Genomic DNA, 18366 nt, shown 5'->3' with positions numbered 1-18366 from the left:
CGGATGATAGCGTGTCGCATGAACTTCGATACGTTCGCGCTCGCGGCCACCACGAACGATCTGACACGTGAGCCGGCGGCGCGCGGTCTCGCGGATGTCGTGGAGTTTCGGATGGACAAGGCGGACGACCCGCTCGAACAGCTCGACGACTACGACGGAGAGCTGCCGCTCATCGCGACGAACCGAACCCGCTGGTTCGGCGGCCAAGCGGTCGACACGGGACGGCTCGATCGGCTCTCCGCGGCGTCGCGCTCGGACCACGTCGAGGTCGTCGACGTCGAACTGGAGACGGCGCGGGGCATGGAGTGGGTGCTGGACGAGTTCCGTGACAACGCCGTCGACTGTATCGTCTCGCACCACACGTTCGAGGACACGCCCGAACGAGAGGTTCTCGACGCGATATTCCGCCAGTGCGGAGAGTACGGCGACATCGCCAAAGTGGCGACGTTCCCGCGAAAACACACCGACGTACTCCGACTGCTTCGATCGATCAACGTCGCGACGAAGAAGGGTATCGACGTGGCCGGTATCTCGATGTCGCGGATCGGGAGCCACTCGCGTGCGGTCGCCCCGATATACGGTTCCAAGCTGGGATACGCGCCGCTCGCCGACGACGAGAGCGACTACGCGCCGGGGCAGATCCCCCTAGAACGGCTCCGAACGCTGATCGACGACCTCACCGAAGACAGCGAGATCCAGAGCGCCGCCGCACCTGCCGACGACCGCCCCGAGCAGCGACAGCCCGCGGAACACTAATCCGGGACCGAGCGCGGGTACCGCCGGATGGTCCGCGAGAACTTCGCACACTACTGGTTCCGAGCGAGCCGTTTCGGGATTCTTATGGTCGTACCGCGTAACCCGCCACTAATGTGTACACGTAGCCTGCGCGGGGGCGGTCTGCGATGAACGAAGAGGAGGACGCGGTCAACGCCTACATGATCCGACTCGAACTCGTCGACGAGCCGGGTGAACTTCTCCGGGCGTTACAACCGATAAGCGAGAGCGGCGGGAACCTGCTGTCGATTTTCCACGAGCGCGGGAACATCACGCCGCGCGGACACATCCCCGTCGAGGTGGATATCGAGGCGACGGCCTCGCAGTACGAGTCGATAGTCGAGGTGCTCCAAGAAGAGGGGATAAACGTGATCCAGGCGGGCGCAGAGCGGTACAGCGAATCGGTCGTCTGTATTCTCTCGGGCCACATCGTCGACACCGATCTCTCCGACACGCTCTCGCGGATCCAAGAGGCGTCGAACGCCACCGTGACTGATGTCTCGCTTTCCGCCCCCGAGGGAACGCGGAACACTTCCAGCGCCAAACTCCGGCTCGCCGTCGAAGAGGGCGGGGTTCGAGAGGCCGTCGCGAGCATCCGCGCGATCGCCGACGAGAAAGATCTCCACCTGATCGAGTCGCTGACGCGGGGGGAGCAGTGAGACTCGCGATCGTCGGCGCGGGCGTCGTCGGCCGTGCCGTCGCCGAACTCGCGCCCGATCGCGGTCACGAGATCGTCGCGGTCGCGGACTCGTCGAGCGCGGTCGTCGCCGACGCTCCGGGAACGTCTGTCGACGTCGACGCCGCGCTCTCCCGCAAGGCCGAGCGGGGCGTCGTCGGGGATGCCGATCCGGCGGACGCGCTCGAAGCGGAGTACGACGCGCTGGTGGAGGCGACGCCGACGACGCTCGGTGACGCCGAGCCCGGGTTTTCACACGTCACGACGGCGCTGGAGCGTGATCGCCACGCCGTGCTCGCGAACAAGGGACCGGCCGCGGAGCGGTTCGGCGACCTGCGCGCGGCCGAAGCCGACAGCGCGGGTGAGGTCCGCTTCGAGGCGACCGTCGGCGGTGCGATGCCGGTTCTCTCGACGATCGAGGACCACGGACCGACACACGTCACGGCCGTTCGGGGGGTGCTCAACGGGACGGCGAACTTCGTCCTCTCGCGGATGGCCGCGGAGGGACTCGACTACGAGCACGTGCTCGCGGAGGCGCAGGACCTGGGCGTCGCGGAGGCGGACCCCTCGTTCGACGTGGACGGCACCGACGCGGCACTCAAGTGCGTCATCCTCGCCAATGTGCTCTCGTTCGGCGCGGCCGACGACCCCGACGACGCCCGCGAGTTCACCCTCGACGACGCCGCGGTCGAGGGGATCCGCAACGTCGCCGGGGCGTCTCTCGATCTCGCCGGAGAGGACGGGTTGACCGTCCGGCTCATCGGCGAGGTCGCCGACGGCTCGGTCCGGGTCGCGCCGCGGCTCGTGAAGCGCGACTCGCCGCTCGCCGTCTCCGGCACGACGAACGCCGCACAGATCGAGACGGCGTCGGCCGGGAGGCTCACCGTGTCCGGCCGCGGTGCGGGAGGCGATGAGACCGCGAGCGCGGTGTTGATGGACCTCAACCGGCTCCGGTGATACGCCGTCGGCGCGTCCAGCGGTCGCCGCTTTGCAAACGGGTCAGTCGACTCGACCGACGGTGACGTCGAACGGGACGCACTCGACGCGTTCGTACTCGCCCGCCCGCATCGCGTCCACGACCGCACGGCCCATTTCCCGCCACCGTCCGCGGAGGTCGTCGTAGGCGCTCTCCGAGGTCGCCGCGACCAGTTCGTCGCGGTGGTCGGCGAGCCCCGCGCCGGAGGCCTTCCGCGCCGCCGACGTCAACGCGACGTCCGCGTACGGCGGCGCGGTCCGCTTCTCGTGGACGTATCGCCGGGTCCGAACGTCACGGAGTCCCGCCTCGGCGAACGCCTCGCGGACGCGACCGCCGAGCGCCACGTCGGTGCCGACGCCGTCGACGTACGCTTCCCGCGCCTCGCGCTCCAGTCGCTCCTCGGCCGGAACCGTCGATTCCACCGTCACGTCCGCGTTGTCCGGTTCGATCGCAGCCACGAGATCGGATGACACTCGCGCGAACTCCCGGACCGCCGCGGCCGGATCGGGGAGATTGATCAGGAGCGCCTGACAGACGGCGAGATCGACGTCGTCGTCGGTACACGGGAGTCGCGTCGCGTCGCCGGCGAGGTACGCGACACGCCCCTCGGTCGCTTCGCGAGCGACGCCGAGGAGAGCGCGGTCGGCGTCGGCCCCGATCACGGTCGAATCCGGCGACGACTCGTCGGCGAGCACGCGAGTCAACTCCCCGGTGCCACAGCCGACGTCGAGGACGCGCCGACGGGTCGGCAACTCGAGGTCCTCGAGCGGCTCGCGGTCGTCGTCCCACATCCCACGTCGGGTGTGTTCGAGGTACTCGGCGGAGAAACGTCGCACGGGAGCGCGTTTGCCCCACGAAGAAATAAGCGTGCGGAAACGGGGTCGGTCCGGCTCGGTCCGTCAGCTCTCGTCGTCTGTCGCGTCGTCTCTCACTCCGACGAGGTCGGCGAGCATGGCGGCGGTGACGCCGGCGCAGTATCCGACGAACGCGCCGCTCACGCCGACGAGCGCGAACGAGACCGTGACGCCTCCGAGCGGCGAGTCCGCTGCGCCGACGCCGGGCACGCCGAGGACCGTACCGACGAGAACCAGCGCGGCGAACACGACCGCGGGGACCACGCCGACCGCGAGACACGCGGGGCCGCCACAGCGCGCGTAGGCCCCGGTCGCCGCGATCGGGGCCGGCGCGTAGAACACGAGTAGGGGGACGAGCCGGTCGGTCAGCGCGGCCGCCGTCTGCAGGTCCGCGAGGTCAGCGACGACGGTTCCCGCGAGCGCGAGGGCCACGACGGCAGCGAACCCGCCGACCATCGTGACGGCCAGCCGCCGTCGCCGTCCGATGAGGAGCGCCTCCGTGGTGGTCATACCCACGGATCAGCGCCCATGACACATAAAACCGCGTCGGACGCGGCGTTCGGCCGCTCTCTCACTCCGCCCGTAGATCGCGGACGCGGTCGATGTTCCACGCGAAGCTCTTGCCGCCTTCGGTCGGAGTCTCCAGCGCGAGCGGCACGTCGACTAGGTCCGGGTGGTTGAGGAACCGCTCCATCCCGGCCTCGCCGATCTCGCCTTCTCCGATGTGCGCGTGTTCGTCCTTGTGGGTGCCGCAGGCGTGTTTCGAGTCGTTGAGATGGACGTACCGGAGGTGGTCGAGACCGACCACGTCGTCGAACTCGGCGATCGTCCGATCGACAGCCTCGGGCGTCGAGAGGTCGTAGCCCGCGGCGAACATGTGGGCGGTGTCGAGACAGACGTCGATGTCGGTCTCGGTGCGGTCGATGACCCCCGCGAGGTGCTCGAACTCGCCGCCGAGTTTCGTCCCCGCGCCCGCGTCGCTCTCGATCAGGATCGTGACGCCGTCTGGCACGTCGATCTCGTCTATCACCGACGCCGCGTTGTCGAGGCCGCCCTCAACGCCCGCGCCCGTGTGCGCGCCGAGGTGGACGTTGACGTACGGAATCGACAGCGTCGCCGCCGCGTCGACCTCCTTTTGCATCGAGTCGAGCGACTTCTCGCGGAGCCCCTCTTTCGGCGTACAGAGGTTCACGAGGTACGACGTGTGGATGACCCACGGGCCCGCCAGTTCGCGTTTCGTTCCCTCGCGAAACCGCTCGGCCTCCTCGTCACCGATGTTCGGGTCCTGCCACACCTGCGGGGAGTGGGTGAATATCTGTCCGCAGTTGCCGCCGACTTCGAGCTGGTTCGCGACCGCGTTGTCCACGCCGCCCGCGATGGAGACGTGTGCGCCGACCTTGAGACTCATACGGACTCCACGCCGCCGTCGGAAAAAGCCCCTTCGGAACCCGGACGGCCGCTCCTCGTCGGTCACTCCTCTCTCTCGCTTCCGGGACGCGTCCTGACCCACTCCGGATCGCGGTACTTCGCTTCCGCGAGATCGGCCGCGCGACGGAGTTCCGCGTCCGTCCACGAGCCGTCGCGGTCGATGTCGATGTATTCGTCGGTTCCGCCCGCCTCGTCGGTCCCGGCCGTCACCCACGCGGTGAGCGCGTCCGCGACCGCGTTCACGGCGTCGCCGCGGGCGGCGTCGGTGAGTTCGTCCATGCCGACGACCCGGTTCCGAAACTCCGTCTCCGTGACGGGCGGGTCCGCGAAGGCACCGAGGTGTCGCTCCGCGTCGACCGAGAACGTGAGCGAACCGTGTTGGATCACGGCGTCGCGTTTCCGGTACTGGGCGTTGCCGGCGATCTTCCGTGGCTCCGCCGCGCCCGACCCGCCCGCCACCACGTCGTGTGCGGGGTGGAGATCCCGGAGGTAACACGCGGGGTGATACAGCTCCGGGGTCGCCTCGTCGGCGTAGTCGGCGTCGACGCCGAGCCGCGCGAACGCGTCGAGGATCGGCTCGCAGAGCAGGTGATAACAGTCGAGCAGCTCGCCCGGAACGACGCTCGCCGGGACCGCGATCGAGTAGGCGACGTCGCCGTGTGCGTCGTGGTAGATCCCGCCGCCGCCGGTCTGCCGTCTGGTCACGTCGATCCCCTCGTGCTCGCAGAACGCCCAGTCGACCGTCGACGGGTCCTGTCGGTAGCCGAGGGTGAGACAGCTCGGGTCCCACCGATACGTTCGGACCGTGGCGGGGCCGCCCGCGGCGGCCGTCTCGGCGGCGACCTCGTCGAGCGCCATCTGCATCGGACCCGGACGCGCCTCCTCGGCTATCAGCCGCCAATCGACGGCCGGTGCGGTCATGTCGACACCGACGCCGTCCGCTCCGATAGCCGTTTCGCTCGACGCGCCGACGACGCGGAGTGACTGCTCACCGATACGCGTCGAACTCCTCGCCGAAGACGAGGAAGTAGCCGGTCCCGACGACGCCGATCGCGGCCGCGATCGCGAATGCGACCTCTGGGCTCGCGAACTCCCAGAGATAGCCGCCGAGCGCGGCGCTCGGGATGACGATCGTGTTCCGCAGGAGGTAGTACGTCCCGGTGACGCGCCCGCCGGCCCCGCGCTCGGCGGGCCCGACGATCAGCGCCTTGTGTGAGGGGAGCCCCGCGAAGCGGAGCCCGGAGAACGCGAACACGAGGACCATCACCCACGGGAGCGGCAACACCGGTGTGAGAACTTCCGGTCCACCGATGAGCGCGATCGGAAAGAGCGCGTACACGGCGAATCCCAGCGCGACGATCGGCTTGAGCCCGACGCGTTCGGCGGCCTTCGAGGCCGGGGCCATCGAGAGGAGCGCGACCAGCATCTCGACGCCGAGCAGGTATCCGAAGAAGGCCGCAGGCGAGAGGTCGACGCCGTACGAGACGCCGGCCAGCGCGACCGTGGTCTCGAACCCGACCTCGTAGAACTGCGTGATCACCAATACGAAGAAGACGTAGACCATCCCGTTCGCGAACCTGACGAGTGTATCGCCAACCAAGAGCGGACGGAGCGGTTCTGGCATTTCCCGCAGGTCCCGCGTGATCTGCGCTACCCCCGCGAAGGAGTCTCCGATCGAATCCGCTCCGGCGTCGTACAAGAGGTGCTGGGCGACCGTCCCGACGACGCCGAAGACGACGGCGACGGCGAGCACGTACTGAAAACTCATCGTGAAATCCGGGTGGAAACCGATGAGCACGGCCGCGATCACCGGCCCGATGAGGAATGCCGTCCGGCGGAACGTCTCAGTACTGGCGAAACCGGCGGCCAACCGTGAAGGGTCGGTCGCTTGCTTGACGACTGCAAACGTCGCTCCCAAACCGAACGACTTCCATCCCTGTGCGAACAGGAGGCCGACGAAGATCCAGATCCACGGCTGGACCGTGACGCCCGCAACGGTGATCACGCCGATATTCGGCGCGACCAACCAGATCCCGAACCCGAGCGTCGAAATCAACCCGAATAGGGTCAGTGCATACCGCGATCCGATCCGATCCGAAATCGCTCCGCCCGGGTACGGGAACACCGCCGAGACGATGTTGCCCACCGTCCCGAACAGACCGACGACGAACCCCGACGCGCCGAGCGCGACGATGTACTCGGGGAGGAACCGATTGGTCATCTGGAACCCCAGACTGAACGCGAACATCGCCAGCGACAACACCAGTACGTCCCGTTCGAGCGCGAAGAATCGCCGAAACGCATCTAACGGTCCCGATTCGTCCGTCTCGTCCGCAGGTCGTTGTCGGCTCATGATCGGAATCTCGGATTCCGGGGCACCGTCGGTGAAGTAGGTACCGTTGCTTGCGCGGCAGGGACTATTGAGATACCGGTTCCATCAGTCGTCCGAACTGAGAGCCCTGCTCGGAGAGGATATGATTGGAGAGTCACTGCTCACCATCATGCCTAAACGATCTGTCCGCTCGTAGCCATTTTTCACACGACGGTATCAAGTTCTCGTATCTCGAACCGCGCACCGCCATTACGCCCTTCAAGTACAGAAATCGTCCCATTGTGGGCTTCAGCGATCTTATCGACGATAGTAAGACCGAACCCGGTTCCGTCTTCAGATGTCGTATATCCATGCTCGAAGATGTCATCCCGTTTATCCTCCGGTATTCCTGACCCATCATCTTCGACGTAAAATCCGTTGCCGTCGATCGCTCCGACAGTAACAGTCACGGACTCACCACCGTGTTCGACAGCATTTCGAAAGAGGTTCTCGAGGAGTTGCTGGATTCGATTGCGGTCTCCGCCAAAACGCCCGTCTTCAGTAATATTCAATGTTGCCTGCTTTGTTTCCGCCGTTTCCCAAGCCTCGGCCGCGACACGCTCTACGCTGATCGGTTCCTTCTCATCAATTGATTCGCCCTGCTGTGCTAGTGTTAGCAACTCGTCGATGAGTGAATCCATCCGTTTGAGTGCCTGCTCAACCTTTTCTAGCGCTTTGAGTTCGCCCGCTTCCTGCTGTGCAAGTTCGGTATATCCTTCTGCGACGGAGAGGGGATTTCGCAGATCGTGCGAGACAACACTCGTGAACATTTCCAGCCGGTCGTTTTGCTCACTGAGTTCCTGTTCACGTGCTCGTAACCTCTGCTCGCGATCGACTCGCTCTAGTGACGTACTGATATTATCGCCCAAGATCTGTGCGAGGGTGTAATCCTCGTCATCAAATTCACCACCTTCTGTATCTCCAATTATGAGAACGCCATACTCAGATAGGGGGATGATCATCTCCGCTGTAATCGGCGTCTGAGGATTTTGAATGGTCTCTAGTTGAGTAATATCGGCAACTCTCATCGGTTGACCGGATTTGTAGGCCTGCCACGCTGCTGATTCCCCGGGTTTTAATGTACTAATTTCATCGAAAAGTTCGTTCGCTGTTTCACTTGATTCGACCGGCTCAAGCGTTCCTTCTTGCTCGAAGAACACCGTGGAAATCGGCAGTCCGAGAATATTTGAGACTGCTTGGATGCCTCGCTGGGCGACTTCCTCTGGCGTCTCAGCCGAAATCAGCTCTCTCGTCGCGCTGTGAAGCGCATTTACCCGTTTGGTGTGGCGTTTTGACTCCGTGATATCGGTGTAGACTGCATATCCGTGAGTCGCCGTACTTCCAGTATCAATCGGGAGTGCTTGCAGACGAAAGATCCGGGTGTCGCCATCTGCGGTTGTTCTCGTGACTTCCGTTTCAAATTGCTCGCCTGCCCGAGCACGTCGATTGTATCGTCAGCGATTACGACATCCGTCTTTAGTTAGGAGACGAACCGCATGACAGCGGCGGCGTATCGAGGTATGTTTGCGGAAGGAACGAGGAGGCAACGAGTGTGTACCACGAAACCTCCTCATCTCGGATTATGCGTCGGCTCACTACGCTTTTTCCATCTGAGTTCCTCGAAGAGCACGCCGAGGAACTCGGCGTGGTCGAACGTGATCTGCCTTGTTTTGCCGCCTAGTGACGACGTTCTCAGACGCTCTTACTGTAATATTCCGTTAGATTAACCCGGAAATGGACGCCGTCTGGCGATATGGCATCGCTCAGACGGCTTGCTTGGATGTGTCGAGATCTTGCCAAACAGCATGTTGATGATCCGGACGTACCCGCCGCGCCGGACGGCGCGGACGGGTACGCCGAGTGGGTGCAGATCGCGTTGATCCTGTACCGCGTCGAACTGGAGAAGAGTCTCCGTGAGACCGAAGACTACCTCAACGAAATGCCCGGCGTCCTCGCCGTGTTTGATCTTGACGACGCACCGCACTACAGCTCGTTTTGTCGGTGGGAAAAGGAGTACCGAATGCGTGAACTCCGCCGCCTGCTCCGCGCTTCGGCGGAGCAGGCGGGCTGGAGTGGTGAAGCCGCAATTGACGCAAGCGGCTTTCAACGCGATCAAACCAGCTACCACTACCGCGACCGCGCAGACTTCTCGTTTCAGTCGATGAAGACGACGATTTTGATCGACGTGAATTCGCTAGCGATCAAGGACGTTCATTTCACGACGCAGAAGGCATGGGACGGTCATATTGGGATGCAGGTCTTCCGCCGGAACGCGGAAGACCTGCGCGTGTTATCTGCCGACGCAAACTACTCATGGAGCGATCTCCGTGAGGAGTGTCGCTCCAACTCAACGCGACCACTGATCAAGCACAGAGAGCAAACACCGCTACAGAAGGCTCACAACGCCCGGATGAATGAGGATTACAACCAGCGCTGGATGAGTGAAACGGGCTTCTCGCAGTTGAAGGAAGACGACGGCGAGAAGCTACGCTCCCGGAGCTGGCACGGCCAGTTCCGGGAGCTCACGCGGAAGTGCATCATCCATAACCTAACGCAGGCGGCGAGTTAGGGCTCGCCGCCTGCTCCCCCTTCTCCGGACATATTTGGGAGAGGCATCGCCATCGTCATCTGATCAAGGGAGTAAGATGGCATAGTTTTGACTCTTCGAGCAACACCGTCAGCGGCAGCTACTACATCTTCTGAGTGTAAGAACCGTGCTTTAACGCCGTGAAACCGTGAGTTACCGACCCTACCCCGACGCTGTCTTGCGTTCAACAAGGCAAGTCGAGTTCAAGCGCGGGCCGTACGAGGGGACGCGCTCGCTGGATACGAAGCGGTTCCGCGTCGTCGGCGTCCGCAACGAGGACGCCGACGACTACCATCTGTACGTGACGAATCTGTCGAGAGAGGAGTTCTTTCCGGCAGACCTAGCGCAGATCTACCGGTGTCGGTGGGAAGTTGAGTTGCTGTTCCGTGAGTTGAAGACGCAGTACGACCTGGACGAGTTCGACACGAGCAACGAGCACGTGGTGAAGATCTTACTGTACGCAGCGCTGCTGTCACTGCTTGTGAGCCGTGATTTGTTGGATCTGGTCACCGAGCAGGCTGACGATGAGCTCGTGTTTCCACCGGAGCGCTGGGCGGCGACCTTCCGGTCGCACGCCCAGCTCATCCTCCACGACCTCGGTGAGCACCTCGGTTATTCGCCACCGCCGCTGTTGGAGCGGCTGATCAAGGACGCACAGAAGATCCACAAGCAACGACCGATCTTACAAGAGACGCTCGCTACCGCTACGCAACCGAGGTGTGAGTCTTAACTAAAGACGAATGACTCCCACGCTTCCGTCTCTGCAACTCGATTGTAGAGTTCCTCCCAACGGGCGCTCGGCTGGAATAGGTACTGGAGCCCAGTTGGTGATTCGAACCACTCTTCGTCGCCTTCCTCAGATGAGTAGCCCATTGCGACGAGGAGTGGGGTATCTCCTAGTGATGGTGGATCACCGACGACCGTTTGCTGATTCTCTAGGACGCCGATCTCGCGCATAACTGACCGCAGTCCTTCGCACCATCTCTCTGTCGTTGAGTCCGCATAGTCGAACGGTGTCTCGTCAGTGTATTCGAACTGATTCAGAATAGATGTGAGTGTCTCGTTAGAGAAGTCAAGAGGTTCGGGAAAGTCCTCAGCAAGGCGTCGGGCATATTCGTGAACGGCATATCGAACGAGCGCGTCATCGGCGACCAGATAGAGGTAGAGCACTTGGGCTTTGTCTCGCGATGACGAACAGATATCCAAGACGGCGGGAAGTTCACTTGGATTAGGGAGGGTGGCAGGTGCGTTTTTGAATCGTGATGAGAGAACGCGGTATATCTTCTGGGAACTCCCTTTCGTACTGCGGTTCGCACGTCGTTCCTCAAACCAGATTTCCTTGACCTGGTTCCAGTTCCCGTGTTCACGGTACAACCGAGCGATCTCTTCTGCTCGGTCAGGTAGGAGGCCGCACATGGTCAAATCCATGTTGACCTCTTCGGGAGAGAATGTGCGGGAAAGAGACGGCGGTCCGTTATCGCCGTCCGGTAGAGTGTTCATACGATGGTGGAGTCAACCAACCCACTTTACTATTTGTCATTGTTGGATATTCACTCCGCGTTAGTCAGAATACGCATAGAGGAACCAATAAAAATGAAGTGAGAGCGATATCTTGAGGACTGTATTCGATGACCTCTACGCTCCTAACTGGTTCTCAGCATGCACATTTAGAGAAGGCGGCTTTTGAACGGGCTGCGGAGATTGCCGAGAATTCACTTGGGAGTGTTCTCTACATCACCCGGAACGACGCTCGTCGAAGTGAAGTTGAGGACAATTGGGCTACGACACACGACCCTCTCAGTCTTCGTGCCGAGACGCTCGACGCAGTCGTTCGGGAGTGGTACGAGCATCTCCACGGTCCGGTCCAACCGCTCTCCGGGCAGCTGAACCGTCGACTCGCGGAGTACGCGCTTGACCGAACAACAGCCGAGACAGATGGTGCTCTTGCTGGCGAACCGGCCTCTGCCGCCCTCGCTGATTCGTTCAGCAGTCGCTTCTCACTCTTCGACGACGCCGGCGTCGGTACCGCTGACGCGCTCGTAGCGGAGTTCGAGGGCTCCGCTCTCGATGACCGTATCGCGAAAGCCACTGTCGACGCGTACCGACACTACCTGGATCTCCACGGAGACTACGTTGATGAGTGGGTCTGTACCCGGGGAGAAATGTTCGACGCCGTGGCGACGGCGGAGCAATCACTATCGGCGTTCTCCCCGGAACTGGATGTCGTCATCCTTTCCGGGTATCACGAGTTCCGCCCCGTCGAACGCCGCCTCATCGAACGCCTCGTTGACGAACTTCCAATGATCGCGCTGCTGCCGCTCCACCAGGATGGCCGGAGTGGAGTCGACGCCGTTGCGGAGGACGCCTTGGATGTGTACGAAGCACTTGACTTTGAGACAGTAGAACTCGACCCCGTCGACGAGTCAGGGCAGGCCTTCGGAACGATCACTGAAGCGCTCTATCGCCCGGACCCCGACACCGTCCCTTCTCCAGACGCTCTGCGATGGCGTGAACTCCCGACGCCCGAGCGCGAGATTCGCTTCGTCGCTCGCGAGCTCCGGACTGAGTTGGCCAATGGTCGCGAGCCCGACGACCTGGCTGTCGTCGTCCCGGGGACCGAGGCCTATTCGGGGTACGTCGAGGACACGTTCGATACGTTCGACATCCCGCACGTCACGACAGCCGCATCACAGCTGAACCGGACGTTTACCGGGAGCGTCGTTCACGATCTACTAAACCTGGCCGAACCTGACCCGCGTGCTGAGGATCTCACATCCTTGTTGGCGAATCCGCTGGTCGACATCGTAGACTCCGACCAAGCCAACGCCGTCACAGCAGCTGCTCGTCGGCGCGACACGGTTTCCGTATCGCCCTTGCTCGACGACGTCGACGGCGAGGTCGCGTCACTGGTTGAGGAGCTGCTGGCCACGCTGGAGACGCTCCGAACGGGCGACGTCGAGGACGCAACCGAGACGCTCCGCCGGCTGTTGGACGCCAGGTTCGACTTAGAAACAGCGACGGAAGACTACGCTAGCGGCGCCGAGCAAGCCGTCGAACAGCGGGCCTACGGCCTCGTGGACGAGGTAATCTCCTCGTTTGAGTCGCTGGCGGCGGTCAATAGTGGCCTCTCTCCGCTGGCACTGTTCACCCGTGCGTTCGACGGCGTGCCGATCCGGGTTCCGCAGCGCGCTGCTGGCGGCTACGTCGAAGTGATGGGGTTGCTCGACGCCCGGATGCGGTCGTTCGAAAAGGTGTTCCTCGTGGGCCTGACCAGTGAGCACTTCCCGGTGACGCCGGAGCGACCGGCCTTCTTCGAGGAGATGACCGACGCTCACCCACGGTTCGACACCGGCGACGAGCGCCTCCGTGGCCGCTATCTCTTCGCGACGCTCCTTGCGAACGTTGACGAGCTCACGATCACCACACCGGAGACAGGCGACGACGAATCCGCCGTCGTCCGGTCACCGGTCCTCGACGAACTCCAGCGCGTGACTGGCATCGACCCCGAAGACGGCGTCGACGACCGCGTGGGCTCCCGCGAAGACCTCCAGCGGCGCGTCGCTGCAACGGACGACCGGCGTGGGGCAGTCAGCCGCGCCGGCGACCGAGGTGACCTCTCCCCCGAGCAGACCAAGCGCACTGATCGAGGACTCCACTGTGCGGACAACAGGGGAACGGCTGGCCTCTCCGAACACGATGGCGTGTTAGAACCCGAGACAGTCGATGAGGTATACCCTCCGTCGGAGCGGGAACCCTACAGCGCGAGTCGAATCGAGCGATACGTCGAGTGTGGGTTCAAGTTCTACGCCGACAAGGTACTCGGAATCGAAGACCCCGACGACGTCGAAGTTGTCCCCACACCCCTCGAAACCGGGTCGTACGTCCACGATGTCCTCGAACGGTTCTTCGCGGATCTCCAGGACGAGACTGAGGATGGTGTCAATCTCGCTGAGTTCGACCGGGACGACCTGGCGACGCACCTTCGCGAGATCGCTGTCGAGGAACTCCGGGATGCTGACTTCGAGTACGACGGCCTCTTCTACGAACGGTGGAAAGCGGAGTTGTTCGCGGGTCTTGGCGACGATGAGACTGCCCCGTATGAGGCCGGGAGCAAGCCCCACGACGCACCGGAACAAGGATTGTTCGCCACGTTCCTCGACAACGAACTCTCGCGGGACGGCGCTGACCGCCCACACTTGTTCGAGGCCCCGTTCGGCGAGGGACTTCCCGACTCGGATGCTGGGCCGTTCACAGTTGAGCGACCGGACGGCTCGACTGTCTCGATTCGGGGATACATCGACCGCGTTGACGTGAGCCGGGACGGTGAGCAACCGACGCTCACGCTGTACGACTACAAGACTGGTCGAGCACCGTATATGACGAAGACGACCGGCGGCACGAAGTTCCAGCTCCCCATCTATCTACTCGCTGCCGCCGAGGTTGTCGATGGTGACCTATTCGAGCAGGGCTCGCTCTCAGCGACGTACTACCAGGTGCGACCACCCAACGATCTCAAGGTTCCACGCGGTGTCGAATCGAAGTTCGATTCAGAGGTCGACCTTCGTCGCTTCTTGAACAACGTCGTTCCGGAGTGGCTGGGCCAGATTGACGAGGCGATTGGCAACGGACGGTTCCACACGACGCTCCTGTCGGCCCGTGGTGCGAACTGCCGATACTGTGACTATCGACGTGCGTGCGATGTCCGCCACCACCGCAAGCGGGAGTTCGTCGACGAGGTTCACGAGGACGACGCTGCGTACGTTCCGCTCCGTGTTCGCGACGACGAGGACATCGAGGCGGTGATGAGCGATGACTGAGGAATCCGAGGAGATTCAGCTCACGGAGGAACAGGAGGACGCGCTCGTCCAAGGCCGGAACGTCGCGATCACTGCTGGTGCTGGGACGGGGAAGACGACAACGCTCACCGAGCGGTACGTGACGATCCTGGCCGAAACCCCGTCGCTCACGCCGGAGAACATCGTCACGATCACCTTCACGCGAAAGGCGGCTGCCGAACTAACCGAGCGCGTTCGGGAGGAGGTGTACGATCGGCTCGAGGCTGTCGACTCACCAGAGGCCTACAACCGCTGGCGAAACGTCCTCGACGACCTGGAGGACGGCTACGTCCACACCATTCACGCGTTCTGTACGCGGCTCTTGCGAGAACGAGCCGTCGAGGCTCCGGTGCCGCTCGGTTTCGACGTGCTCGACGAAGACGGCGCCGCGACACTCCAGCGCGAAGTCGTGACGGAGTTCCTCGAACGCAATCAGGACGATGACGATGTTGCGCTCCTTGCCCAGCTCTGGGGTCGCGACCAGTTGGTCGATGTACTCGCTGGATTACTCGACGAGCGCCCCCAGAGCGAATCCGTCCTCGAGGCGTGGCGTGACGCCGACGTCGACGACTACGTCGATATCTGCTGGGAGGTCGTTTGTGATCTCGACGTCGCCGACGCCCGACAGACGCTGTATGCGGACGGACTCCTTGAGCAGCTACGAACGGTCGCGAACCGCGTCGACCGTGAGGACACTATCGCCGACGAGGACGGTCTTCGAGCTTACCAGATCTTCACCGAGGTCGCGACGACACTCTCGGACGACCCGGAGGAAAGCGATCCTCGCGACTGTCAGCGGGCAATCCTCGAGCTCTACGAGGCCTGTGAGAAGAAGAACGGTGGCCTGTACAGCAGTTCGGGGTACGTCGTCGGTGACCGGGACGATTGGGGTGAGTACGGTGACGTCTACGACGACCTGAAAGACGCCATCGACACGGTCATCGATGCCGTCGAACCGCACGCAGATGCGGTCGAGACGACACCCGGTGAGCTCGAAGCAAACAGCGCCCATTACGCGCTGGCTCTGATGCGGGTCTTCGATGACGTCCTCGCCGCCTACGCCGACCAGAAGGAGCGTCGCGATACGCTCGACTTCCCCGACGTGATCGAGACTACACTCGAGTTCCTGCGAACGAACGATGCCGTCACGGAGCGGCTTCAAGACCAGTTTGCGGCCGTGATGGTCGACGAGTTCCAGGACACGGACCCGCGCCAGTGGGAGTTAGTCAAGCTCCTCACGGGCGTCGACGAGCAGACTGCGTCGAACGTCTTCCTGGTCGGCGATGAGAAACAGAGCATCTACGGATTCCGTGGGGCCGACGTGACGACGTTCGGGGATGCGCGCAGAGAACTCCAGACCGTCAACGAGGCCCGCGGGGTCGACGACGTCCCTGACAGCGAGGCCGAGAGTCCGACCGCGCTCGAACTCTCTGGGAACTTCCGGACGCTGGACGAGCCGCTGTCGTTCCTGAATGAGCTCTTCGAGTACCTGTTCCAACCGGAGGGGGATACCCACAAACCCTACGAAGCGCCACCACAGACGCTGACCACACAGCGCGACCGAGTCGAAGACATCGAGGGACTCACCGGCAGCGTCGAGTATCTCGCTGTGCCCGACGACGCCGACACGGCGGCGGAACTCTTCGGCGACGACCATCCGGTCGCCGAAGGTGCGCTGGACCACACCATCGAGGCCGAGGCGCAAGCACTCGCTGCTCGACTGACCCACCTGTTCGACGATCCGCCGACAGTCCAAGACCCCGACACGGGTGATCATCGCGACGCTACGCCGGACGACACGGCAATCCTCCTCCGCCGGCGAACCCATTTGGATCGGTATCAGCGCGCCCTCGAGGAGTACGACATCCCCTACACTGTCGTCGGTGGCGTCGGGTTCTACGATACGCCTGAGGTCCAGGCGCTCACGAACCTGCTTCGAGTACTCGGTGATCCACAGGACGACGTCTCCCTCTACGGGGTGCTTCGGTCGCCGCTGTTCGGATTCGCGGATGATCGCCTCGCACCGGCGGTCGCAGAGGCTGATTCAGTGTGGGACGCGCTCGCCGAGACGGACGATCCACAGCTCGCGGACGCGTTCGACCTCCTCACGACGTGGCGGACCCTCAGCGGCTGTGCGACGCCGTCCGAAGATGGCGTCCTCCCGTGGAACCGCCTGCTGTCCCGGGTGATCGACGACACCGGGTATCTGGCAAGTGTGAGTGCAGATGAACGCGGTCAACAGGCCGTCGCGAACGTCGAGAAGTTCCGCGACCAGGTCCGTACTTGGAGCGAGAATGGTGTTCACACAGCTGCCGGGTTGCTCCACCGGATCGACCGCCAAGCCGAGATCGACCCTCGTGAGGGGGAGGCAGATATTCCGGGTGACGCCGAGGGCGTCCGGATTATGACAATCCATTCCGCGAAGGGACTCGAGTTCCCGATCGTCACGGTCCCCGATATCGGGAGTGATCTCAACTTCGGTCGGTCCGTCGACGACCATGGCTACGTTCGACTCGTGGACGGAACTGATGACGCGCCGCCGGTCCCGGCGGTTGGTGGGCCGAATCCGGGCGATGCGTTCTCCATCGAGAAGACGGCCGTCCACGAGTACGCCGACCGACGGTCGCGTCCACAGGAGCGGGCGGAGTCGAAACGCCTCCTCTACGTAGCGTGTACACGAACGCGTGATCATCTCCTTCTCTGCGGCACGCACGACATCGATGTCGACGAGTCTGGTACAATCGAACTCGGCGAGCCTACAGCCTTCGACGACGCAGACCGGTGGCGCGACTGGTTACAGCCAGCCCTCCTCGACGGAGCACTCGTCGCCGAGGCGGTTCGTGACGGACAGGCCCGTGGTGAGATAGATGGAGCCAGCTATACTGTTCGCAGGCCGCCGCGCCCAGTAGACTGGTACACCGACGACGACGCTGTTGATTCAGCGCCGGAGATCTCGATTCCTTCACCGCCGTCGTTATCGCCGGCGAAACGGATCGCGGCTACGACCCTCGTGAATGCGGTGGCGGATGCGTCTCCAGACGGTCACAGTTACTCTCAGCGTGAGGAGTCGGCCGGCCTGAGTCCAACGACGTTTGGGACGGTCGTCCACCGGATCAACGAACTTCGTCCACCGAGAGACGAGTGGACCACCCTGATCCGTCGTTTGAGTCGGATGGCTGGTGAGGAGCCGTCAGAATCGGACCTCCGTGATGCTGTCAATCACGCTGCTGATGCAGTCGAATTTGTTGATCGCATCGAGTCTGATACCGAGCTTCAGGAGGTTTACGACGAGTACTCTGTTGTCGCTCGAATCGATGAGTCGCGGATTGTCGGTGACATTGACCGGCTGCTCGTCACGCCGGACGCATTCCACATTATCGACTACAAGACCAACGACCTCTCAGCTACGACATCGGATGAGCTCGCGGAACACTATCGACCTCAGATGCTCGCGTACGCTCTTGCCCTCATCCAACATGATCGGAATCGTGACGTACGAGCGTCACTCCGGTTTACTGACGAGGGGATAGAGGAGCGGTTCCATTGGGTGTCGGATCAGATGACGGAGATGGAATCTGAACTACGGTCAATGGTGGATTTGGTGGATTGAGCCTCTGTTTTTGCCAATTCACCCACCTTGCGATAGGTCAGGACAAGCTCTTGGTGGCACCCTTCGAGAAACGAATAGAACGAACGAAACGAACGCAACGAGAGTATTTCGAGTAATGAATGAATTTACTGGAACGAGCCGAACCGACGCTGGAACATAGTGTTCGGTGAACGAAACGAGCAAAACGAGAGAAACGAACAATATGATGAAAATGAACGAAACCCCATCAACGAGTGGAACGAACAGTTGGTTTTA

Annotated in this window: 14 protein-coding genes and 1 pseudogene; 8 read left to right on the top strand and 7 right to left on the bottom strand. The window is 62.5% G+C overall.

Annotated elements, in window-relative coordinates:
• Nucleotides 1-18: 18 nt before the first annotated feature.
• The 3 genes from ACZ45C_RS12870 to ACZ45C_RS12860 all read left to right on the top strand — a co-directional run bounded on the left by ACZ45C_RS12870 (nucleotide 19) and on the right by ACZ45C_RS12860 (nucleotide 2407).
• Nucleotides 19-756 (top strand): type I 3-dehydroquinate dehydratase, encoded by a 738-nt coding sequence (locus tag ACZ45C_RS12870; RefSeq protein ID WP_460561303.1) that lies wholly within the window; start codon nucleotides 19-21, stop codon nucleotides 754-756.
• A gap of 146 nt (nucleotides 757-902) precedes the next feature.
• Nucleotides 903-1433: an amino acid-binding protein gene (locus ACZ45C_RS12865; RefSeq protein ID WP_460561305.1), complete on the top strand. Its 531-nt coding sequence runs from the start codon at nucleotides 903-905 to the stop codon at nucleotides 1431-1433.
• Nucleotides 1430-2407, top strand: coding sequence for a homoserine dehydrogenase (locus tag ACZ45C_RS12860; RefSeq protein ID WP_460561307.1), 978 nt, complete (start codon nucleotides 1430-1432; stop codon nucleotides 2405-2407). Before ACZ45C_RS12865 ends, ACZ45C_RS12860 begins: the two co-directional genes overlap by 4 nt.
• 42 nt (nucleotides 2408-2449) lie before the next feature.
• Here ACZ45C_RS12860 and ACZ45C_RS12855 read toward each other — a convergent pair whose 3' ends face one another.
• From ACZ45C_RS12855 to ACZ45C_RS12830, 6 genes are all read right to left on the bottom strand, one after another.
• Nucleotides 2450-3262: a class I SAM-dependent methyltransferase gene (locus ACZ45C_RS12855; RefSeq protein WP_460561309.1), complete on the bottom strand. Its 813-nt coding sequence runs from the start codon at nucleotides 3260-3262 to the stop codon at nucleotides 2450-2452.
• 63 nt (nucleotides 3263-3325) lie between these two features.
• Nucleotides 3326-3790, bottom strand: coding sequence for a hypothetical protein (locus ACZ45C_RS12850; protein ID WP_460561311.1), 465 nt, complete (start codon nucleotides 3788-3790; stop codon nucleotides 3326-3328).
• Nucleotides 3791-3851: 61 nt separating this feature from the next.
• Nucleotides 3852-4688 carry a deoxyribonuclease IV gene (locus ACZ45C_RS12845; RefSeq protein ID WP_460561313.1) on the bottom strand — a complete coding sequence of 279 codons (837 nt, stop codon included), beginning with the start codon at nucleotides 4686-4688 and terminating at the stop codon, nucleotides 3852-3854.
• A gap of 62 nt (nucleotides 4689-4750) precedes the next feature.
• Nucleotides 4751-5629 (bottom strand): lipoate--protein ligase family protein, encoded by an 879-nt coding sequence (locus ACZ45C_RS12840; RefSeq protein WP_460561315.1) that lies wholly within the window; start codon nucleotides 5627-5629, stop codon nucleotides 4751-4753.
• A 67-nt stretch (nucleotides 5630-5696) separates the two neighbouring features.
• Nucleotides 5697-7061, bottom strand: a complete 1365-nt coding sequence (locus ACZ45C_RS12835; RefSeq protein ID WP_460561317.1) for an MFS transporter — start codon at nucleotides 7059-7061, stop codon at nucleotides 5697-5699.
• A 182-nt stretch (nucleotides 7062-7243) separates the two neighbouring features.
• A complete protein-coding gene (locus ACZ45C_RS12830; RefSeq protein WP_464374341.1) occupies nucleotides 7244-8320 on the bottom strand; it encodes a sensor histidine kinase in 1077 nt (358 codons plus the stop codon).
• Nucleotides 8321-8631: 311 nt separating this feature from the next.
• Between ACZ45C_RS12830 and ACZ45C_RS12825 the strand changes: the two genes are divergently transcribed.
• The 3 genes and pseudogenes from ACZ45C_RS12825 to ACZ45C_RS12815 form a co-directional block, all read left to right on the top strand.
• Nucleotides 8632-8760: a hypothetical protein gene (locus ACZ45C_RS12825; RefSeq protein WP_464374344.1), complete on the top strand. Its 129-nt coding sequence runs from the start codon at nucleotides 8632-8634 to the stop codon at nucleotides 8758-8760.
• 72 nt (nucleotides 8761-8832) lie between these two features.
• Nucleotides 8833-9648, top strand: coding sequence for an IS5 family transposase (locus ACZ45C_RS12820; protein ID WP_464374304.1), 816 nt, complete (start codon nucleotides 8833-8835; stop codon nucleotides 9646-9648).
• 211 nt (nucleotides 9649-9859) lie between these two features.
• Nucleotides 9860-10396, top strand: a pseudogene (locus ACZ45C_RS12815) (transposase); the annotation flags it as partial.
• Here ACZ45C_RS12815 and ACZ45C_RS12810 read toward each other — a convergent pair.
• Nucleotides 10393-11166: a BrxA family protein gene (locus tag ACZ45C_RS12810; protein WP_460559716.1), complete on the bottom strand. Its 774-nt coding sequence runs from the start codon at nucleotides 11164-11166 to the stop codon at nucleotides 10393-10395. The pseudogene ACZ45C_RS12815 and the gene ACZ45C_RS12810 overlap by 4 nt on opposite strands.
• 128 nt (nucleotides 11167-11294) lie before the next feature.
• Between ACZ45C_RS12810 and ACZ45C_RS12805 the strand changes: the two genes are divergently transcribed.
• Nucleotides 11295-14483, top strand: a complete 3189-nt coding sequence (locus tag ACZ45C_RS12805; RefSeq protein WP_460559718.1) for a PD-(D/E)XK nuclease family protein — start codon at nucleotides 11295-11297, stop codon at nucleotides 14481-14483.
• Nucleotides 14476-18111 carry a UvrD-helicase domain-containing protein gene (locus tag ACZ45C_RS12800; RefSeq protein WP_460559720.1) on the top strand — a complete coding sequence of 1212 codons (3636 nt, stop codon included), beginning with the start codon at nucleotides 14476-14478 and terminating at the stop codon, nucleotides 18109-18111. Before ACZ45C_RS12805 ends, ACZ45C_RS12800 begins: the two co-directional genes overlap by 8 nt.
• Nucleotides 18112-18366 lie beyond the last annotated feature (255 nt).

This window comes from Halorubrum pallidum (assembly GCF_055380345.1).
Note: the sequence above shows the minus strand (reverse complement) of the source record. Positions and strands in the feature narration are given on the sequence as shown.